This window comes from Nocardiopsis sp. CNR-923, from assembly GCF_001942255.1.
Classification (GTDB): Bacteria; Actinomycetota; Actinomycetes; order Streptosporangiales; family Streptosporangiaceae; genus Nocardiopsis.
Map to the genome: position 1 here is coordinate 36363 of NZ_MKKC01000082.1, position 18441 is coordinate 54803.

Annotated in this window: 12 protein-coding genes and 4 pseudogenes; 5 read left to right on the forward strand and 11 right to left on the reverse strand. The window is 71.5% G+C overall.

Annotated elements, in window-relative coordinates; translation table 11 throughout:
- Positions 1-40 precede the first annotated feature (40 nt).
- Both BJF83_RS12930 and BJF83_RS12935 read right to left on the reverse strand, forming a co-directional pair.
- Positions 41-250, reverse strand: coding sequence for a hypothetical protein (locus BJF83_RS12930; protein WP_075926494.1), 210 nt, complete (start codon positions 248-250; stop codon positions 41-43).
- Complete coding sequence (locus tag BJF83_RS12935; protein ID WP_158070365.1) at positions 250-552, reverse strand: helix-turn-helix transcriptional regulator; 303 nt, start codon at positions 550-552, stop codon at positions 250-252. The genes BJF83_RS12930 and BJF83_RS12935 overlap by 1 nt, the downstream gene beginning before the upstream one ends.
- Before the next feature lie 182 nt (positions 553-734).
- On the opposite strand from BJF83_RS12935, the gene BJF83_RS12940 reads away from it, so the two are divergent.
- From BJF83_RS12940 to BJF83_RS12955, 4 genes and pseudogenes are all read left to right on the forward strand, one after another.
- Positions 735-1232, forward strand: a complete 498-nt coding sequence (locus BJF83_RS12940) for a hypothetical protein (protein ID WP_075926496.1) — start codon at positions 735-737, stop codon at positions 1230-1232.
- 178 nt (positions 1233-1410) lie between these two features.
- Positions 1411-1905: a hypothetical protein gene (locus BJF83_RS12945; protein ID WP_143831876.1), complete on the forward strand. Its 495-nt coding sequence runs from the start codon at positions 1411-1413 to the stop codon at positions 1903-1905.
- A gap of 79 nt (positions 1906-1984) precedes the next feature.
- Entirely contained in the window at positions 1985-3691 is a 1707-nt protein-coding gene (locus BJF83_RS12950; protein ID WP_075926498.1) for a recombinase family protein, read from the forward strand.
- Between the two features lie 39 nt (positions 3692-3730).
- Positions 3731-4276: pseudogene (locus BJF83_RS12955) on the forward strand (MFS transporter); the annotation flags it as partial.
- A gap of 37 nt (positions 4277-4313) precedes the next feature.
- Here BJF83_RS12955 and BJF83_RS12960 read toward each other — a convergent pair.
- The 4 genes from BJF83_RS12960 to BJF83_RS12975 form a co-directional block, all read right to left on the reverse strand.
- Positions 4314-5054: an anti-sigma factor domain-containing protein gene (locus tag BJF83_RS12960; protein ID WP_262391509.1), complete on the reverse strand. Its 741-nt coding sequence runs from the start codon at positions 5052-5054 to the stop codon at positions 4314-4316.
- Positions 5051-5653, reverse strand: coding sequence for an ECF RNA polymerase sigma factor SigK (gene sigK, locus BJF83_RS12965; protein WP_075926499.1), 603 nt, complete (start codon positions 5651-5653; stop codon positions 5051-5053). Before sigK ends, BJF83_RS12960 begins: the two co-directional genes overlap by 4 nt.
- A 147-nt stretch (positions 5654-5800) precedes the next feature.
- Positions 5801-6436, reverse strand: coding sequence for a fasciclin domain-containing protein (locus BJF83_RS12970; RefSeq protein WP_075926500.1), 636 nt, complete (start codon positions 6434-6436; stop codon positions 5801-5803).
- Between the two features lie 64 nt (positions 6437-6500).
- Positions 6501-7964, reverse strand: a complete 1464-nt coding sequence (locus tag BJF83_RS12975; RefSeq protein ID WP_316042267.1) for a molybdopterin-dependent oxidoreductase — start codon at positions 7962-7964, stop codon at positions 6501-6503.
- Between the two features lie 302 nt (positions 7965-8266).
- Between BJF83_RS12975 and BJF83_RS12980 the strand changes: the two genes are divergently transcribed.
- Complete coding sequence (locus tag BJF83_RS12980; protein WP_075926502.1) at positions 8267-9862, forward strand: OmpA family protein; 1596 nt, start codon at positions 8267-8269, stop codon at positions 9860-9862.
- Between the two features lie 99 nt (positions 9863-9961).
- Here BJF83_RS12980 and BJF83_RS12985 read toward each other — a convergent pair.
- From BJF83_RS12985 to BJF83_RS31090, 5 genes and pseudogenes are all read right to left on the reverse strand, one after another.
- A pseudogene (locus BJF83_RS12985) lies at positions 9962-10649 on the reverse strand (hypothetical protein).
- Positions 10650-10786: 137 nt separating this feature from the next.
- Positions 10787-12193 carry a dihydrolipoyl dehydrogenase gene (gene lpdA / locus BJF83_RS12990; RefSeq protein WP_075926503.1) on the reverse strand — a complete coding sequence of 469 codons (1407 nt, stop codon included), beginning with the start codon at positions 12191-12193 and terminating at the stop codon, positions 10787-10789.
- 124 nt (positions 12194-12317) lie between these two features.
- Complete coding sequence (locus BJF83_RS31085; protein ID WP_394329330.1) at positions 12318-15110, reverse strand: VTT domain-containing protein; 2793 nt, start codon at positions 15108-15110, stop codon at positions 12318-12320.
- A 72-nt stretch (positions 15111-15182) separates the two neighbouring features.
- Positions 15183-16213, reverse strand: a pseudogene (locus BJF83_RS13005) (winged helix DNA-binding domain-containing protein).
- A gap of 243 nt (positions 16214-16456) precedes the next feature.
- Positions 16457-18186 (reverse strand): annotated as a pseudogene (locus BJF83_RS31090) (glycoside hydrolase family 15 protein).
- Between the last annotated feature and the right edge of the window lie 255 nt (positions 18187-18441).

The following is an 18441-nucleotide window of genomic DNA, read 5'->3' on the forward strand; positions in this document are numbered from 1 at the left end:
AGATCAGCGCGGGGGTTCGTCATTTCTGGGGTGGTCTGGTTCATGCGGCGGCCCGCTGGGCGTCACGGGCGGCGCGCGCCTCGGCCCGGTGCTGGATGATTAGGGCCTCGATCTGCTCGACCGGCAGGCCCCCGGGGGAGTACGCGGCGAGCGCGGCCTCCCGCGGCGACATGGAGTCGCGGGCGATGCGTCCGGCTCGCCACGCCCGAGCGGCGGCGTCACGGGCGTCGGGCCACGGCTTGAGCGCCATCACGCTCCACCCGTGGTGTCACCGTGGGTGTCTCGTGGTGTGGTTTCCACCCACAGGTCCCCGTAGGAGAGGCCGAGGCGGGCGATGATGCTCCGGTACGTGCTCTGTCGAGGACGCAGACGGTATCCGGCCTGTAGCTTCTTCATGCCGCTCTCGGATGTTCCTGTGGCTTGGGCGAGCTCGGCGAGGGTGACCCCGGCGCGTCGCCGTGCCTTGCGAAAGGCGTCGCGGTCGAAGATCAGGTCCTCGTCGGACTCACCGTGGTGTGCTCGTGGTGTGTCCATGGGGTAAAAGTACACCATGGGTGCACCATGGGGATACACCTGCATGGCGGTCGGGTAAGACACCAGGGAGGGTGAGGAGGCCCAAAGCCCCTTCTACCAAGGGGTTTTAGCTTCATCGGGAAGTCAAGAGTTCGCCGGGGGTTGACACAAGTCGGCCGATCTTGGGTACCCCATGGGTACTTTTGGCTAGGGTGTTAGGCATGCCTTCCCCAAACGAGACACACACATCCGACCGGGTACGCCTCGGTCGCCTCATTGAGGAGCGCAAACGCAAGCTCCAGCGCAGCTGGACCGCCATATCCCAGGCGGGACCCATCCCTCCGGAGACCCTCCGCCGAGCCCGCATCGGCACCTCGCCCCTCGCCGACGACACGATCGAGCGCCTCGACACGGCGCTCGACTGGCTCCCCGGCTCCACTCAGGACGTCCTCAACGGCGGTGACCCCACCCCCCTGGAGGACGTCGACCGCCGATATCCCGTAGAGCGGCAGATCCTCGACACTCCCATCGGCCAGGTGGTGAGGGAGATCTACAGCGACCTGGAGGCCGACGACAGCCTCACACCCGAGCAACGGGAGGAGATCCGCGAGCGGACCGCGACGCGCATGCGTGAAGAGGTGACCATGATGGTTCGCGCGAAACGGTGGGAGAACGAAGAGCGGAAGCGACGAGAATCGGACAGCGGCGCAAGAAAGTGAAGGAGGTTGACAAACAATGTGGCCGGTTTTGGACACGCGTGACGTCAACGCTTCAGAAACGGTTCCTACCGACCCGTGGCGTGTCCAGTTTCGGTCGCAGTGGATGGTTAATCCTGGTTTTCGAGTGCGTGTACGAGTACTCTGATCAGCCCATAGTCGCGCTGTGAGGAGGGCACACGTGCACACGGTGAATGACCCCACCCCCTATCGGCTTCCCCCAAACCGACTGACACCCCCGCCCGTTGCGGTCACGCTGAGCGGCGAATCCGGACACGAATTCGAGGTCTATGAAGCCCTCAACCCTGACTACGACCACGGCCTTGTAGAGGTGCCCGCCATGTGGCTCATCGTCCACCACGGCGACGAAGTCAGCTTCGGCGAGCTGGTCTCGCGGTACGTGCGTCGCCTCCGCCCCGGACCGCTGCGCTGCGCCGTCTTCGACATGGGCCGTCTCCCCGACCCCTTCGACGATGCCGAGGGTTTCCGCAAAGCGAAGTGGTACCAAGAAGACGCGCTCCTGACCCTGGAGACCATCCGCCAGATGGAGGACCGACTCCTCCTCACCCGCATCCACCACGACGCGAGTCCCGGGCCTCTCCTCGGTCCGTCCCGCTCCGGCCCCGTGACGCTCCCCCCGCTGCCCCGCCAGCGATCGCGACCCGACATGGACTGACCCACCGACGTAGGGGGCGCCCCGACCACGGGGGCCGAGGGCGCCCCCTGCGCCCACAACCGAACAGGAAGGACCCCCTATGGCCGTCGCCTACGACATCGACCTTGACGCACTCCTGATCACCCACGGGGGCGACCCCCTCGGCACGATCCCGATGATCGGCTACATCCGCGTCAGCACAGCGCGAGAGGACATGATCTCCCCGGAGATGCAGGCCGACCACATCAACGAACTGGGAAAACGAACCGGCTGTCGGATCGTCCGGTGGGTCGCCGACCTCGACCTCTCCGGCCGGACACTCGCCAAACGCCAGATCAGCGCCATCATCGAATCCATCGCCAACGGCACCAGTCCTGAAGGCGCCCGCAAGGTCGGAGTCTGGAAGTACTCCCGATTCGGCAGGAACAGGGCCGACAACCAACTCAACCTCGCACTCCTCGAACGCAACGGCGGAGAACTGCTGTCCGCGACTGAGCAGGTCGACGCCACCACCGCCGTCGGAAAGCTGACCCGCGGAGTCCTTCTCGAACTCGCCGCGTTCGAGTCCGACCTCATCGGCGAGGGGTGGCGCGACGTCCATGCCCACCGCATCGCCCGCGGCCTCCCGCACACAGGCATCCCACGGTTCGCGTACGACCGCCTCGGCAAGATCAAGATCGGCGGCACCTGGGTCCACGACCCCGCAGACCCCCTCGGCGAGCGGTACGCCCTGGGCGACACCAGTCCCCAACTCGCACGCATGTACCGCGAGGCGGCCGAGGGCGCACCCATCGGCGGTATCGCCCGCTGGCTCAACCACGAACGGGTACCGTCCACCCTCGGCAACATCGGACGCTGGTTGATCCAATCGACGTACGCCGTGCTCGACAGCGGGTTCGGGTGCGGGGTCCTGGTCGCACACGACCCGCGGTGCACCGGCCACCCGTCGAGCGAGACCGTCCAGTGCCCCAACAAGAAGGAGTACCCGGGTGCGCACCCGCACGTGTTCGACGATGACGACGAGCGCGACGCAGTGTGGGAGGCCTTCAAGGACCGCCGTCGCACCGGCAAGAAGAAGGGCCGGCGCGCGGCCAACCCGCGCTACGACTGGACCGGCATCATCAAGTGCCGGTGGTGTGACCGGCATCTGGGGGCTCAGCCGCGCTACGGGTCGCCGCACCTGATCCCGCAGTGGCGGTGCATGCCGGACAAGGTGTCCGGGTGCCCCCGCCCGGAGGGAACCCCAGGAACCTCCGTCGCCGGGGGGCGGGTGCTCTACGCGGTGTGGGATCTGCTGACTCGGGAGCGTGCGCGGCTGGATGAGCTCGCCGGCGCGGTGGAATCGCATACGGCCCAGCCTCCTGCGGTGTCTGCGAAGGCGGTTGTCGAGGACCTGCAGGCGAGACTGAAGCGGGCGCGTGACACTCTCGACGGGCTCGCTGTGAAGCACGCCCTAGGCGACATTAAGGATGACGTCTACCGCCGCACGCGTGACAAGACTGAGCAGGAGGAAGCAGCGCTTGCCCAGGAGCTCGCCCAGGCGAAGGCACAGGCGAAGCAGAAGAAACGCCCAGAGGAGTACCTCCCCGTCATGCGGGAGTTGTTGGACGAGTGGCCGACCCTGCCGGTGTGGTCCCGGAACCGGATGGTGGGGGAACTGGTGGAGATGGAAGCGTGGCGCGTTGACTCCGAGCAGGCGTGGCTACGGATCAGTACCGCGTGGGGGGTTGAGGAGATCGCTGCGGCGTCGGGCCGGCTGCCGGAGTCGGAGCGCGCCGTCCTGCAGGAAGCGAAGCTGATCGTGTGATCAGCGCGTTTTCTTGTGTGTTGTGGGTGTGTTTTTAGAATGGGTGTCAACCTGGTGTTCACGCAGACGGGAGCGTTCCTGGCCATCATCGCGACCGCCGAGAGCCAGGGCGCCAGCCACCTCCAGATCGGCATGACCGTCTCCCTGGCGGGGACGGGAGGGCTGCTGGGGGCGCTGGTGTCCGGGGCGGTCGTCCGGTGGGTGCGCCCCTCCACCACCTTCCTGGTGGCGGCGTGGTCGGCGCCCGTGGGAGCGCTCACACTCCTCGCAGCGCCCAACGCGGTCCTGCTCGGTGCGATCGTCGGGTGCGTGTTCGCCGCCGTCCCCTGCGCCAACGCCGTGTTCTACGGCTACGTGGCGGCCTCGGTGGGTGACGACCTCCAGGGGCGCGTCCTGGGAGCGGTCATGTTCCTGGCGATGCTGTCCCAGCCGGTGGGCATCCTCGGTGTCGGGATCGTCTTCGACCATGCCGGACCCCGCTGGGTCTTCCTGACGATGGCGTGCGTGTCCGGGGTGGCCGCGCTGTGCAGCCTCACCCCGGCGATGCGCGCCCTGCCCCGCCCCGAGGAGGCCTCCGTGGCCTGACGGGAGAGCGACCCGCCAGGCCGCGGGTTGACGGCGTTCAGCCCTCGAAGGCCATCGCCGCGATGGGTTCCGTGGTCGGCTGTTCGGAACCGCCCTCGGGCTCGATCGTGACGGCCACGCCCTGGGCGTCCTCCGCCGCGGCGTCGGCGACGACGGGAACGGACGCGCCCCGGTCGTCGACCGCGATGAGGCCGGCGGGTGTGACGGCCCCGTCCTCGTGCGTGATCCAGAGCTGGTAGTCGCGCCCGTCCAGGTCCGCCAACCCCTGGGCGCCGAACACGATCCGCCCGCGTTCCTCGGAGTGGACGACCGTCATGCTGACGCCCTCCTCGGGTTCGCCGGACGTGTACGCGGCGTCGGGCGCGGTGAGCACCGACGTGATGAGCCGCTCCCGCTCCCGCAGATCCCGCACCTGGCCGAACTGGTCGACCACCGCCGCTCCGAGCGCGACCACCACGGCCACGCAGGCGGCGAGCACCAGCCACGGGCCCCGTCCCCACCCGCGTCGGCCGGGTTCGGGCAGGCGCTCCGGAGGCGGGGCCAACTGGCGCGTCCGCGCGACCTCCGCCATGACGCGCTCGCGCAGTCCCTCGGGCGGGGTCCGGGCCGCCGCCCGGCCGATCAGGGCGGCGGTCTCGGAGAAGCCCCGGACCTCCTGCACACAGGACGCGCACGTGGCGAGGTGGTCCTCGAAACGCGTGCGTTCGTCGGGCCCGAGGGCGTTGAGCGCGTAGGCCCCCGACAGCCGGTGCGGGTCCTGGCTCAGCGATCTCCTCACCACTCCACCCCCAGGCAGTCTCGTAGTCGGATCAGTCCGTCGCGCATCCGTGTCTTGACGGTGCCCAGCGGCGTGGCCAGGAGCCGGGCGACCTCCCGGTAGGTGTACCCGCCGTAGTAGGCCAGGCGGACGGACTGACGCTGGAGGTCGGTGAGCGTGTCCAGGCACCGCCGGACGCGTTCGCGCTCCAGCCGGTCACCCACCTCCTCCGCCACCTCGTCGAAGGGGCGGTGGGTCTCGGACGCCGCGGCGCGGGCCTCCCGGTCGGCGGCGGCCTGTTCGGAGCGGACGCGGTCGACCGCCCTGCGGTGGGCCAGCGTCATCACCCAGGCCAAAGCGCTGCCCCGGTTCTCGTCGAAGCGGCAGGCCGTGCGCCAGATCTCCACCAGGACCTCCTGGGCGACCTCCTCGGACTGGGCCGGATCGCGCAGGATCCGGCGTGCCAGCCCGTAGACGGAGGGGCTCACCAGCCCGTAGACCTCGTCGAAGGCCTCGTCGTCTCCGCGCGCCACGCGCCGCAGCAGGCCGCCGAGTCTGGCGCTCGGCGGCCCCTGGGCGACGACTCCGATGTCGAGGGGCCGCACGGCATCCTCGTCCATCTACTCACTTCCTCTCGCGGGCGGTCGGGGACGGGGTCCGGACGGTCCGGCGTCAGCGCGCGGACCGCCCGGACGGCGGCGGGCCTCAGGGAGTGTTCCGCGGACACCTGCCCCGCCGCGTGACGGGCGCCGTCCGCGGCACACGCCCTAGGACGGCATCAGCACCGTGTCGACGATGTACACCGTGGCATTGGCGGTCCGCACGTCGCCGCACACCACCCGGGCGTCCCCGTTGACGGTGTAGTCCTCCCCGGAGCCCTCGGCGGTGACCTGCCCGCCCTGGAGCGAGGTGAACGACCCGTTCTCCAGGTCGGCGGGGGTCTGCCTGCCCTCGACGACGTGGTACGTCAGCACCTCCGTGAGCTGCTCGCGGTCGGCGAGGAGGGCGTTCAGGTCCTCCTCGGGGATCGCCGCGAAGGCGTCGTCGGTGGGGGCGAACACCGTGATGTCTTCCGCCGAGTTGAGCGTGTCGACGAGGTCGGCCTCACCCACCGCCGTGACCAACGTGGACAGGACCGGATTGTTGGAGGCGGCGGTCGCGACCGGGTCCTGGGCCATGCCCTCGAAGCTGCCAGCCCCTTCCTCGGGCACCGCGGCGCAGCCGGGGCCGAACGCCTCCGTCGCGGACATGCCGCCGCCGGCGGTCCCCTCCGCGGTCTCCCGCGTCTCCTCGGGCGACGCGGAGTCGGTGGCCTCCTCGCCTCCCATGCTCCCGCAGGCGGTGAGCCCGAGGGCGAGGACGGCCCCGGACGCGGCGGTGGCGAGGATGTTCGTGCGGATCATGGATATCTCCCTTGACTCGTGCGAATGCGATCGCCGCGGATGCGGCGAGGGGGTGCGGTCTGGTTCAGTCCGCGACGAACCCGATGCGGTGCCAACCGGTGGCGCCGTCGGGAATCGGTTCGGCCCTGGCGGAAGGCTGGGTGGCGCCGGAGGCGTCGGTTGCCCGTACCTGAACGTCGTGTCGCCCAGGCGCCACCGATGTCTCGGCGACCCACTGGACCCAGGTGTCGATGCCCGGGACACGGGCGAGCTCGGCCTCCCACCACGCGCCGCCGTCGACCCGGACCTCGACGGCGGCGACGCCCCGGTGCTGTGCCCAGGCCACCCCGGCCAGGACGACGTCGCCCGACGCCACCCGACCGAGCGGCGAGGGCACGTCCACACGGGACATCGTCCTGATCGGCGCGCGGACCCCCCATCCGCGTCGGGCCCAGTAGGCCCGTTCGTCGGCGAAGCGGGTCAGCCGGATGTCGGTGATCCACTTGGTGGCACTGACGAAGCCGTACAGTCCGGGGACGATCATCCGGGCCGGAAAGCCGTGTTCGACGGGTAGGGGCTCGCCGCCCATGCCGACGGCGACGAGTGCGTCGCGTCCGTCCATGACGACCTCCGTGGGGGTCCCGCAGGTCCAGCCGTCGGAGGACGTGCTGAGGATCTGGTCGGCGCCGGAGTGGACGCCCGCCCGCCTGAGGAGCGCCGCCAGTGGCGCCCCCAGCCAACGGGTGTTGCCGACCAGGTCGCCGCCGACCTGGTTGGACACGCAGGAGAGGGTGATGTCGGCCTCCTCCAACGGCAGGGTGAGGAGTTCGTCCATGGTGATCTCGAACGGGCGGTCGACCATCCCGTGGATTCTCAGGGTCCACCTCGACGGGTCCGTTCGGGGAACGGTGAGGGCGGTGTCGATCCGGTAGAAGTCGGAGTTGGGGGTGGTGAAGGGGGTGAGCCCGGGGACGCCCAGTTCGGTCGCGGCGGGCAGCGGAGGAAGGGCCACCGCGGGTTCGGGCAGGGTCGGGGCCGAACCCGCGGGGCCACCCCCCAGTAGCCGGGGAACCCAGTGGCCGACGGCGCCGGCGGCGGCGGACGCCCCCAGAACCCCGGTGGCGGTCAGGACGAATCCGCGCCTTCCCGGGGCGCGTGCGATGGGGAGCGCCTCCCTCCGCGCCGCCGCCCGCGCCGTCGTGTTCCCCTCCTCCCCGGAACGGAGGTATCGGTGGGCGCTCCTGAGCAGGAGCGCCAGCCCCAAGGCTCCCGACACCGCGCCGACGAGGACCGGGACCACGGCTCCCGGGTCGTCGGCGCGGCGCAGGAGGACGGCGGCCGCACCCGCCGCCGCCAGGATCGCCAGTCCGAGGTGTCCGAGGACCGGGCGCCGGAGCGCCGCGATCCCCAGGACGGCGCCGGACACGGCGAGCACGACCACGATCCCCGTGAGCAGCACGGGCTTGTCGGCCGTGCCGAGGATCGAGATCGCCAGGCGCATGAGCGCCGGGGGGCTGTTGTCGACGAGCGCGTCGCCGACGGAGACCACCGGGGACGCGGTCCCCAGGACACCGGCGGCCAGCCCGCCCGCGCCGAGGGCCGCCCCGGCGGTGAGCAGGCCGACGCCGGCGCGACGACGGTCTGGCGTCGGCGCTCGTGCGGTGCGGTGGCTCCCCGCGTCTCGATGGTCACGTGGGGGATTCGGACCCCGGGGCGGAGCCGGATTGGTCGGCGGAGGGATTTTCTCGCCGCAGGTTTTCCTGGTTCCACGGGGGACGGGTGGTCGGTCCGGGTGCCCGACTGGTGGAGGATGTTGCCGGTACGTCCCCTCAACGATCGGAGTTCCCCCACATGGCGCGGAAGACGACCGTGACCGCGGTCGCGCTGACCGTATCGGGAGCCCTGCTGCTCAGCGGCTGCACGGCCACGGCGGACTGGTGGTCCGCGACATTCGGCGGGGCGTCGGGCCCGCCCGAGGTCCGGGAGGAGTTCCCCTACGTCCGCGAGGGCCGGATCTTCCAGGACACGGGTCAGGACAGTGAGATGACCTTCTCGATCACGGGCCTGGAGCGCACCGGCGACCACACGGTCATGTACTACGAGGTGACCTACTCGGACGAGTTCTCGGGTCCCAACCGGAACCTGAGCATGGCGCACACCCTGATCGATCCCCTCACCGGCCGGGTGTACCGCCAGTTCCTCGACGAGGACGGTCTCAAGTACGGGTCGCAGAGCCCGAACGGGGACGGTTTGTACCCTGTGCACGACGGTGTCACCAACGAGTACGTGCGCTATTTCCCGCGCCTGCCCGACGAGGTCGAGCAGGTGACCTTCCTCGGCAGCGGGCTGGGCGCGATGACCGGGATCCCGGTCCAGGACGTGGACGAGGAGCGGCCGGACCCCGAGGACCCGAACGGCGCCGACCACCTCACCCTGGACGACCCTCCGCCGAGCGGCGAGAACCTCACCTTCGCCAACCGCCGCCCCGACGAGGAGGCCGTGGCCGACGAGGGGTGGGTGCAGAGCTTCGTCGACTCCGAGGTCGCCTCCACCACCCGTGACGGCGACCGCGAGATCATCTCGCTGCACTCGGACGTGATGTTCGCGTTCGACAGCTCGGACCTGACCGAGGAGGCGGAGGAGGTGGTCCGGCGCGCGGCCGCCACCCTCACCGCCAACGTCGATCCCGACGACCCCACCATCACGGTCGTGGGCCACACCGACGGCATCGGCGGCGCCTCCTACAACGACGCCCTGTCCGTCGACCGCGCCGAGACCGTCCGCGACCTGCTCGCGGAGGAGATCGGCTCCGGGTACGCCCTGGAGGTCGAGGGGCGCGGCATGGACGAGCCGATCGCGCGCGAGGGCGGCCCCGACGACGAGCAGGCCCGCGCCCGCAACCGCCGCGTCGAGTTCTCCTACGTCTACGACACCTCGACGGAGGTCTCGGACGAGGAGGACTACGACGACGACGCCATCGGCGCCGCCCAGCGCAACGTCACCTGGCCGGCCCCCTACACCGACGACCCGGGTTCGGTGGTGGCCAGCGGCGAGCTGGACGGCGTCCGCATGGACGTCTACCCGCTGCGCCGCGACGGCGCCTACGTGATCGGGACGTTCTCGCTGACCAACACCGGCGACCAGCCGCGGATCCCGGACCTGGGCGGCACGGAGTCGATCATGGCCGGCGGCCCGGAGCAGTTCAACAAGGGCACGCTCGGCGGGTTCCAGCTGCTGGAGCCGGAGATCGGCCTGGTGCGGTACGTGGCGCAGATGGACTTCGGCGAGGGCCGTCACAGCAGTTTCGCCGAGGAGGTGCACCTGCTCCAACCCGGCAACACCTACGATCTGGTCGCGGTGTTCCCGGCCCCCGCGGTGGACGTGGAGCGACTGACGCTGCGCGCCGGGCCGTTCGGTGAGTTCGAGGAGGTCCCGGTCGAGTTCTGACCGGCTTCCCGCGGCTGAGGCGGGAGGGGCGCGGCCCAAGCGTGCGGGCGCGCCCCTCGTGCGTGCGACGCCGGGCGGCGGATCGGTCGGCGGTGGAGTTCAGCCCCTGATCCGCTCCGCGGCCGCCATGACGACCCGCTCCAGGTCCTCGCGCGGGACCTCGCCGTGCGTGGAGATCGCGGTCACGTGCAGGTCACCGGGGAGCGACAGGTAGAGGTTGCGGCTGGAGCCGTCGACCGTTCCCACGTACTCCAGGTCCGCGCCCAGGCTGTCGGACTCGTCCGTGTGGTAGGAGTCGACGTCGACGTCGACGTCCACCTCCCAGTTCATCCGCTCCTCGCGCCGGGCGCTGGACCACGTCCGGGTTGGCGCTCGGGTCGGCGCCCAGGGTGAACACCACGGTGAGCACGGGACGGTCGGACGCGGCGGCGCCGTCGCCGTACGAACACACCACCTGCTCGGCGCCGTCGATCCCCTCGACCGGGCCGACCTCCTCGGTCAGGACCGGGCCCGGGGCCAGGTCGCCCACGACCTCGGCCATGCCCGCGCACGACTCGGGCAGGGCGTAGCCGGAGGCGTCCGGGCTCTCCTCGGCCCCGTCGCTCGGTTCCGCGCTCGGGACGGCGTCGGCCATCCAGTCCAGCGGGTTCTCCACGTCGCCGCCGGGCAGGCTCAGGTCCAGGTCGAGGTCGATCACGCCGAAGCCGACGAGGACGGCTCCGCCGACCACGACGGCGACAACGGCCGTGCCCAGGCACGACAGGGGGGTGGAGGGGATCAGGCGCATGGGTGGCTTTCGGCTCGGGGAGCGCCGGGCGGCGGGAGAGGCTCCGGCGGGGGTCACAGGGAAACTTAGCAAGTCTCCCGGGCTCCCCGCCGACGCGGCCGAGTCCGCGTTCCCGCCGCCCACGCGTCGCAGTCCGGTCAGAGGTTGATCATGTGCCCGGCCAGGCCGTGCACGGCCTCCTTGACCGCCTCGCTGAGCGTCGGGTGCGCGTGGATGTTGCGGGACACCTCGTGCACCGTCAGGTCCCACTGCTGGGCCAGGGTCAGCTCGGGCAGCAGTTCGGTGACGTCCGGGCCGATCATGTGGGCGCCGAGGAACTCGCCGTACTTGCCGTCGGAGACGATCTTGACGAAGCCGCGGGTCTCGCCCAGGCCGTGCGCCTTGCCGTTGGCCATGAACGGGAACTTGGCGACCTGGACGTCGTACCCGGCCTCGCGCGCCTCCGTCTCGCTGTAGCCGAAGCTGGCGATCTGCGGCTGGCAGTAGGTGGCCCGCGGGACGAAGCGGTAGTCGACCTCCTGCGTCTCGGCGTCCGCGATGGTCTCCACCGCGACCACGCCCATGGCCTCGGCGGTGTGCGCGAGCATCAGCTTGGCGGTGACGTCGCCGATCGCGAAGATGTGCGGGACGTTGGTGCGGCCGCGGGAGTCGATGTCGATCGCTCCGCGCTCGGTCAGCTGGACGCCGGTGTTCTCCAGGCCGTAGCCCCCGACGTTCGGCGCGAAGCCGATCGCCTGGAGCAGGCGGTCGGCCTCCAGGGTCCGCTGCTGGCCGTCGGTCGTGCTGACGGTGACGCGGACGTTCCTGCCGGTGTCGTCGACCGCCTCCACGCGGGTGGAGGTCATGACCTTCACGCCGAGCTTCTTGTACGCGCGGGCCAGCTCCTTGGAGACCTCCTCGTCCTCAAGGGGGACCATGCGGTCGAGGAACTCGACGATGGTGACGTCGACGCCGTAGTTGGCGAGGACGTAGGCGAACTCGACGCCGATCGCGCCCGCGCCCGCGATGATGATGCTCTCGGGGAGGGTGTCGTCGAGGATCTGCTCCTCGTAGGTGACGACCCGCTCGGAGAGCTCGGTGCCGGGGATGAGCCTGGTGGAGGATCCGGCGGCGATCACCGCGTGGTCGAACGTGACGGACTCGGTGGAGCCGTCCTGCCCGCGTACCTCGACGGTGTTGGCGTCGAGGAACGTGCCTCGTCCGTTGAGCTCGGTGATGTCGTTCTTCTTCATGAGGAAGTGGACGCCCTTGACGCGGCCCTCGGCCACCTCGCGGCTGCGGCTGTGGGCCTTGCCGAAGTCGAACTCCACCGTGCCGTCCACCTTGATGCCGAACTGGTCGGCCTCGGTGCGGAACAGGTGGGCCAGCTCGGCGTTGCGTAGGAGCGCCTTGGAGGGGATGCAGCCCACGTTCAGGCAGACGCCGCCCCAGTACTTCTCCTCGATGACGGCCGTGTTCAGCCCGAGCTGGGCCGCGCGGATCGCCGCGACGTAGCCGCCCGGACCAGCGCCGAGGACCACCAGATCGAAGTGTCGCTGTCCCATGACGGGATCTCTCCTTGAGTGTGCTCGTGACGCACCCAGGCAGTCGGCAGGCCCGGGGTGTCGGATTGCCGAACGCCAGCCTAGCCGTGCGGCCCCGGCTCGTGGGTGAGCGGACGCGGACGGCCTACGCGGTCTCCTTGGCGGTCGCGCCTGCCGCGGCCTCGCGCCTGGCCTTCTCCGCGCGCCGCTGCTTGACCACGGGCCAGAAGGCCATCGCGAAGATGATCGCGAAGGTGAGCCACAGGGCGTAGCGGTCGACGAGGAGGACGATGTCGACCCCGGCCTGCCCGGTCGCGTGGCCCACCGCCGCCACGGTCCCGGTGAGCAGGAGGGCGCCGAGGGCGTCGAAGAGGAAGAAGGTGCGCAGGCGCATGCCCGTCCAGCCCGCGGTGACGTGGATGAGGGCGGCGGGGATGCCCGGCAGGTAGGAGAGCGTGAGGGCGATGCGGATGATCCACGGGTTGAGGTCGTGTGCCTTGTCGGCGAACTTCTGGGCCCGCTCGCCCTGCGCGAGGAGGTTGATGAAGCCGCGCCCCCAGCGCCGGCCGACCCACCAGAACAGCCAGTCGAGCTTGACCTTGCCGAAGACGCCCGCGACCAGGACGAGCCAGAGGGGGATCCGCCCGAGCGAGGAGTAGGCCGCGGCTGCGCCGATGGCGGCGTTGCTGCCGGTGAGGAAGGCCAGCCCGATCGGGTGGTCGGCGATGAGGAGCGGCTTGACCGGGGTCAGGGCGAGGAAGAAGACCGGGATGCCGATGGCGCAGGCGAGCAGGGCCTTGTCCTGCCGGGTCGCCTTGCCCTTCCAGGGCTTGATCGCGCGGAGGGCCTCGCGGGCCTCCTCCTCGCGTCTGGCCCTGGCCGCGGCCTTTGGGTCGACGGGGGCTTCGTCGGTCGTGGTGGTGTCGTCGGGCTGGCCGGCCGCGGACGTGCCGTCGGTCGGGTCGGTGTTCCTCTGCGTCGCCATGGTTCCCAGCATGTCGTGATGGACCCGGGGGTCGTAGTGGCACGCGTCACCGTGTCGGGATGCGAGACGCGGCGCGCGCGACATGACGGTTGTCATATCCGGACGCCCGCGGGTGCGCGGCGTCCACCAGGGGCTACCCGGGGTCGTGGTGGGTTCTGGGCACCGGGGGCAGGGGCCAGCGCCACGACGGGGCCCACTGATGGCTCTCCGAGACGTTCGGGGGCATCGGCGGGAGCAGGTGCGCGCCGGGCGGTCGGCCGTCTCCGGGGGACGGCGGTTCGGGGGCGTGGGCGGCGGTTCGGCCGCCCACGGGTGGGGTTCGGGCGCGAGCTCCGGCTCGGGCGGCTGGATCCGCTCAGCGGCGCCGTCCGCCGTCCAGTTTTCACCGGGCGCCAGGAACCCATCGGAGTCCCCGACTCCACCCGTCACCGTGGCCTCGCGAGGCGTCCGGAAACCGTCGGGATCGTGGTGCTCGTCGGTGTCCCAAGGAAGGACGGATCCATCGGTCCCGCCGAAGCCGCTGGACCCGGCGGCCTCGCGCGTTTCGGGCCTGGCGTGGGGCTCGCTGGACTCGTTGGACCCGTGTGTGGCTCCCCGCTCGGGGGACCCGCTCTGCTCCGCGGCACCGTCCGTCGCCCAGATGGCATCGGGCTGACCGGCCGGTTCCTCGGCGGCACCGTCCGTGGCCCAGACGGCGCCGGGGCTCGCGGGTGCGCCGAACCCGTCCGCGTCTACGAACCCGCCGCCTGTCCGGGGCTCGTCGTCCCCTTCGGGGGGCAGCACGTCGAACGGCGCCGACGGCGGGCCCGCATCGACCTCCGCGAAGTGCGCGGCCACACCGAAGTGGCGGGGGGCGCGCTGCGAACCCGTGTCGTCGTGTTCGATCGGCGGCGCCAGCGGGTGACGCACCGATCCCGCCGGGTGGGTGCGCGACCACCACGCGGCGGCCTCGTCGGGGTGCAGCTCCTCCAGGATCTCCAACGACCCGGGGATGTGCGGGTGGCGGCGTCCCGCCCGCCACGAGTGCGCGAGCGACTGCGGCTCCAGGACCAGCACCCGTTCACCCTCGACCAGCGGGATGTCCCCGGGAACGGCCTCGTTCCCGACCCACGTGCCGTCGCCGCCGACGAGGTCCCACTCGCCGCGCACGACGTCCGCCAGCGGGTCGCCGGGCGCGTTCCGGGACGCGGCGCTCCACCGGGGGTCGGGGCGCGTCCCCGGAAGCCCGCGTCCCTCCTTGCCGATCAGCGCGTCCGCGAGCAGCGTGTGCAGTTGGAAGTTGTCGCCCAGTCCGTCGAAGCGCACACGGAACCCGCGCCACGACGCCCGGTCGAGGACCAGGACCCGGCTCACCTCGGCCATGCGCAGCAGCTCACGGACCTCGCCGAACTCGCTGAGCTGTGTGGACAGCGCCCGCACGATCTGGCTCAGGCCCTCCAGGGCGCTGGCGTCCCCGCGCACGGCCGCGCGCACGTCGGAGTCGCCCAGCATGGCCTTGGCGGCCAGTCCGTACCGCTGCGACGTCCACCAGCCGACCGTGGCCAGCGGCGCGTTGTCCCCGAGGACCTCCTCGACCCGCTTCTCCTCGGCCTCCGTCACGGTGTGCGGCGCGGGCAGCGCCCCACCGCCGGTCTTGTCCCACGCGTGCATGAACGCCACGGCGGCCTGGCCGTAGCTCCCCAGTTGGCGCAGTACCTCAAGCCCGACCTGGCCCGCCGGGGCACCCGACTCGACCAGTGCCCCGGCCAGGACGGCCAGGTCGGCGGCCACGCCCGCGACGGATTCGCAGTCGGCGAGCACCGGTGCGAGCGCCTCCATGGCGGTGGCGAGTTCGTCCCTGGACACCTGGGAGGACAGCCGGAACACGTCGTGCACGGCGGAGGGGAACTCGGGCGCCTGGCTTGCGGCGGTGTCGAGGACGCGTTGGAACGCGGCGCGGAACTCTTCAGTCACCCGAGAATCCTTCCATATCCGCCCGTGTCTCCCGTGGGCCGGACAGGCGTGGACATTTCATCCCGGGATGGGTCACCCGGCGTCGATGACGCGAATCGCGTGCTGGTCGCGGTCCGGCTCCAGGAACCGCAGCAGCCGCAGTCCCTCCTCGACCACCTCGTCGGTCACCGCGGGGTTCAGCGGTTCGAACGGCGCGACCTCGACGGTCGCCGATCCGGGTGCCCGGACCACCGTCCACGCGGCGCGCACCTCACCGTCGACGAGGACCGTGGCGGGCGGCATGCCGTTGCGCGCGGAGATCCGCCTGAGCCCGTCGGCGGAGATGACCCGGCTCCGGTCGGCGTGGCCCCGCAGGAGGTTGTCGAAGTCGTACAGGAAGCGCACGGGGGCGGGGGTGTCGGGGTCCGGACGCGGGGCGCCGGGCAGGTCGAGGAGTTCCTCGCCGTCCTCGCCGCGCAGCACGACCAACTGGTCGCGGAGGCGGTCGACGACCTCGCGCAGTCGCGTCAGCCCGGACCAGGCCTGCACGTCCTTCACCGTCGCCGGACCGAACGCGGCCAGGTAGCGCAGGACGAGCGCCTCGGGATCGGGCCGGGTGTCCAGCGCCAGCCCGGTCCACGTGTCGGCCGGGGCGAGCGCCGGCGGCCCGGACGCCCCCCACACACCACGCGGCGGGACCTGCACGACCGGCAGGTGGCAGCGGACGACGTAGGCCAGGTCGTCGCCCGGCACGTTGGGCCACCGCTCGACGAGCCGTGCGCCGAGGTCGGCGGGGGTGAGCGGTTGCTCCTCCAACACGCGCGGCCGGCCGCGGCCACGGCGTCGAGGTCGAGGCCGCGCGTGGCCCGGCCGTGGCCGCTGTGGGCGAGGTCACGGCTGATGGCCGGTTGCACGGTCGCCCGCAGCCGGGCGAAGTCATGCCCGGTCACCAGATGGAGCGTCGATCGCATGAGGGTGGCGCGCACCAGCTCGCCGTCGGTGAGAGCTCGTCCGACCGCGTGCGGGTCCAGGTCCAGGATCCGGCTCTGGAGACCGGTGTACCAGGTGTGCGTGGTCTGGGCCTGGAGGCCGACCAGGTGCGTGACGACCTCGGCGACCGGCAGGTCGACGCGGCGCAGGAGGTACTGCCGGGCCAGGGTGGCGCGGTTGACCGCCCGCCGGGTCAGGGTGGTGCCTGTCGTGGTCATGGGGCCGCCTTCCGGGCGTTGCTGCGTGGGCGCACCCTACCCGCTGGTTAGCTGGTTCGGCCCGCGCCCGGCCCGCAGCGCGGGCGAACCGCAGCGCGGGCGAACCACAGCGCGGGCGAACCACAGCGCGGGCCGAACCACAGCGCGGGCCGAACCGGCTCAGGCACACCGGTCCAACAGCTGGGCGCAGCGGATCAACCCCAGATGCGAGTACGCCTGCGGATGATTGCCCAACGCCCGCTCCGCGCACGGATCGAACTCCTCGGGAATCAACCCCGTGGGCCCCGCACGGTCCACCAGATGCGCGAACAACTCCTCCGCCTGGGCCCGACGCCCGGTCAACAGGTAGGCCTCGACCAACCACGCCGTGCACAGATGGAAACCGCCCTCACCCCCCGGCAGACCGTCATCACGCCGATACCGGTAAACGGTCGGACCGTGCCGCAGCCCGGCCTCGATCGCCGTCACCGTGGACTGGAACCGCTCGTCCGCCGGGTCCAACAGCCCGGACAGACCGATGTGCAGCGACGCCGCGTCCAGATCCTCACCGTCGTAGGCGGTGGTGTACGCCCCCACCGCCTCGTTCCACCCCTTGGCCACGACCTCCGCGGCGATATCGGCGGCCAACGGCTCCCACACCGGATCCACCCGCCGACCGAACCGCGAGGCCAACCGCACCGCCCGATCCAACGTCACCCAACACATCACCTTGGAGTACACCCGCTGGCGGGGCTCGTCGCGCTCCTCCCAGATCCCGTGGTCGGCTCGTGCCAGCGCCTGGCCACCGCCTCGGCCATCGCCGCCACCAGCTCCCAGTCCCGGTCGGCCAGCGCCCCGCGCCCGTGGGCCAGGTCCGCGATCAGCTCGACCACGGGCCCGAACACGTCCAACTGCACCTGGCGGTCAGCGGCGTTGCCCACCCGCACCGGACGCGACCCGGCGTACCCCGCCAGGTTCTCGATCACCTGTTCAGGGCCCAGGTTCGTGCCGGCCAGCGTGTACAACGGCCGCAACAGCTCAGGAGAGGGCAGCGTGGCCACCACCCGGTGCACCCAGTCCAAGAACGCGTCCGCCTCCGCGGTCGACCCCAGCGACACCAGCGAGCGCACCGTCAGGGCCGCGTCGCGCAGCCAGCAGTACCGGTAGTCCCAGTTGCGCACCCCGCCGATCTCCTCGGGCAGCGAGGTGGTGGCCGCCGCCATCACCCCGCCCGAGGGGGTGCACAGCCCGCGCAGGGTGAGCGCGGAGCGGGCGGCCAGGTCGTGGGCGGTCACCGGCAGGGTCAGGGTGTCCAGCCAGCCCGCCCAGTGCTCGCGTACCGCCTCTCGCCTGCGCTGGTCGGGCTCGCCGCCAGCGTCCACCCGCGCCGTTCCCAGTCGCAACTCCAGCACCACCGGGGCCTGGCTGGTGGGGTGGACGCGGGCGCGGGCGGTGTCGCCCCCTTCGTCGTGGTCGATGACCCAGTCCACCCCGGGGGCGTGCAGCACCATCGGGAACGGGGCGCCCCGCACCGCCAGCCCCTGGGGGTGGGGGCGCAGCCGCACGGGGGTGCGGCCGAAGTCGGGGCGGGGCGCGAACTCGACGGTGGCCGGGGTGGTGCCGTCGATGACGCGGACCAGGTCGGTGCGTGCGGGGGCGGTGGCGGGGGCGAGGTAGTCGGTGACCTCCAGGCGGGAGAAGCGGGTGCGCACGGTCATCGTGCCGGGTTCGTAGCGTTGGCCCAGGGGTTGGCCGCCGTGGGCGGGGGCGATCGCGAACACTCCCGCGCCGCGTCCGCCCAGGACCTCGGCGAAGACCGCGGGGGAGTCGGGTTGGGGGTGGCACAGCCACGCCAGGCGGGCGTCGGGGCCTACCAGGGCGACCGAGGCGTGGTTGGACAGCAGCGACATCCGCTCGATGGGGGTGGGGTGTTCGCCGTGCACCCAGGTGCGTCGTTCGGTGGCCAGGGCCCTGAGCAGCGCGGCGGCGGCGGGGGTGTCGGGGACGGTGTGGGCGGCCACGGTGGGGCCCTGGCCCACGCGGATGCCGGTGTCGGGGCCGCTCAGGTGGAGGAAGACGTCTTCCTCGCCGTCGCCGCCGCCGATGTAGCAGGTGGCGGTGGCCTGGACGTGTTCGCGTAGGGCGGTCAGCGCGGCGGGTTTGTC

Excerpts from the sequence above, each read along its gene's own strand:
- BJF83_RS12930 (WP_075926494.1), bottom strand. The coding sequence starts at position 250 with ATGGCGCTCAAGCCGTGGCCCGACGCCCGTGACGCCGCCGCTCGGGCG.
- BJF83_RS12935 (WP_158070365.1), bottom strand. The coding sequence starts at position 552 with ATGGTGTACTTTTACCCCATGGACACACCACGAGCACACCACGGTGAG.
- BJF83_RS12940 (WP_075926496.1), top strand. The coding sequence starts at position 735 with ATGCCTTCCCCAAACGAGACACACACATCCGACCGGGTACGCCTCGGT.
- BJF83_RS12950 (WP_075926498.1), top strand. The coding sequence starts at position 1,985 with ATGGCCGTCGCCTACGACATCGACCTTGACGCACTCCTGATCACCCAC.
- sigK (WP_075926499.1), bottom strand. The coding sequence starts at position 5,653 with ATGGACGAGGATGCCGTGCGGCCCCTCGACATCGGAGTCGTCGCCCAG.
- BJF83_RS12970 (WP_075926500.1), bottom strand. The coding sequence starts at position 6,436 with ATGATCCGCACGAACATCCTCGCCACCGCCGCGTCCGGGGCCGTCCTC.
- BJF83_RS12980 (WP_075926502.1), top strand. The coding sequence starts at position 8,267 with ATGGCGCGGAAGACGACCGTGACCGCGGTCGCGCTGACCGTATCGGGA.
- lpdA (WP_075926503.1), bottom strand. The coding sequence starts at position 12,193 with ATGGGACAGCGACACTTCGATCTGGTGGTCCTCGGCGCTGGTCCGGGC.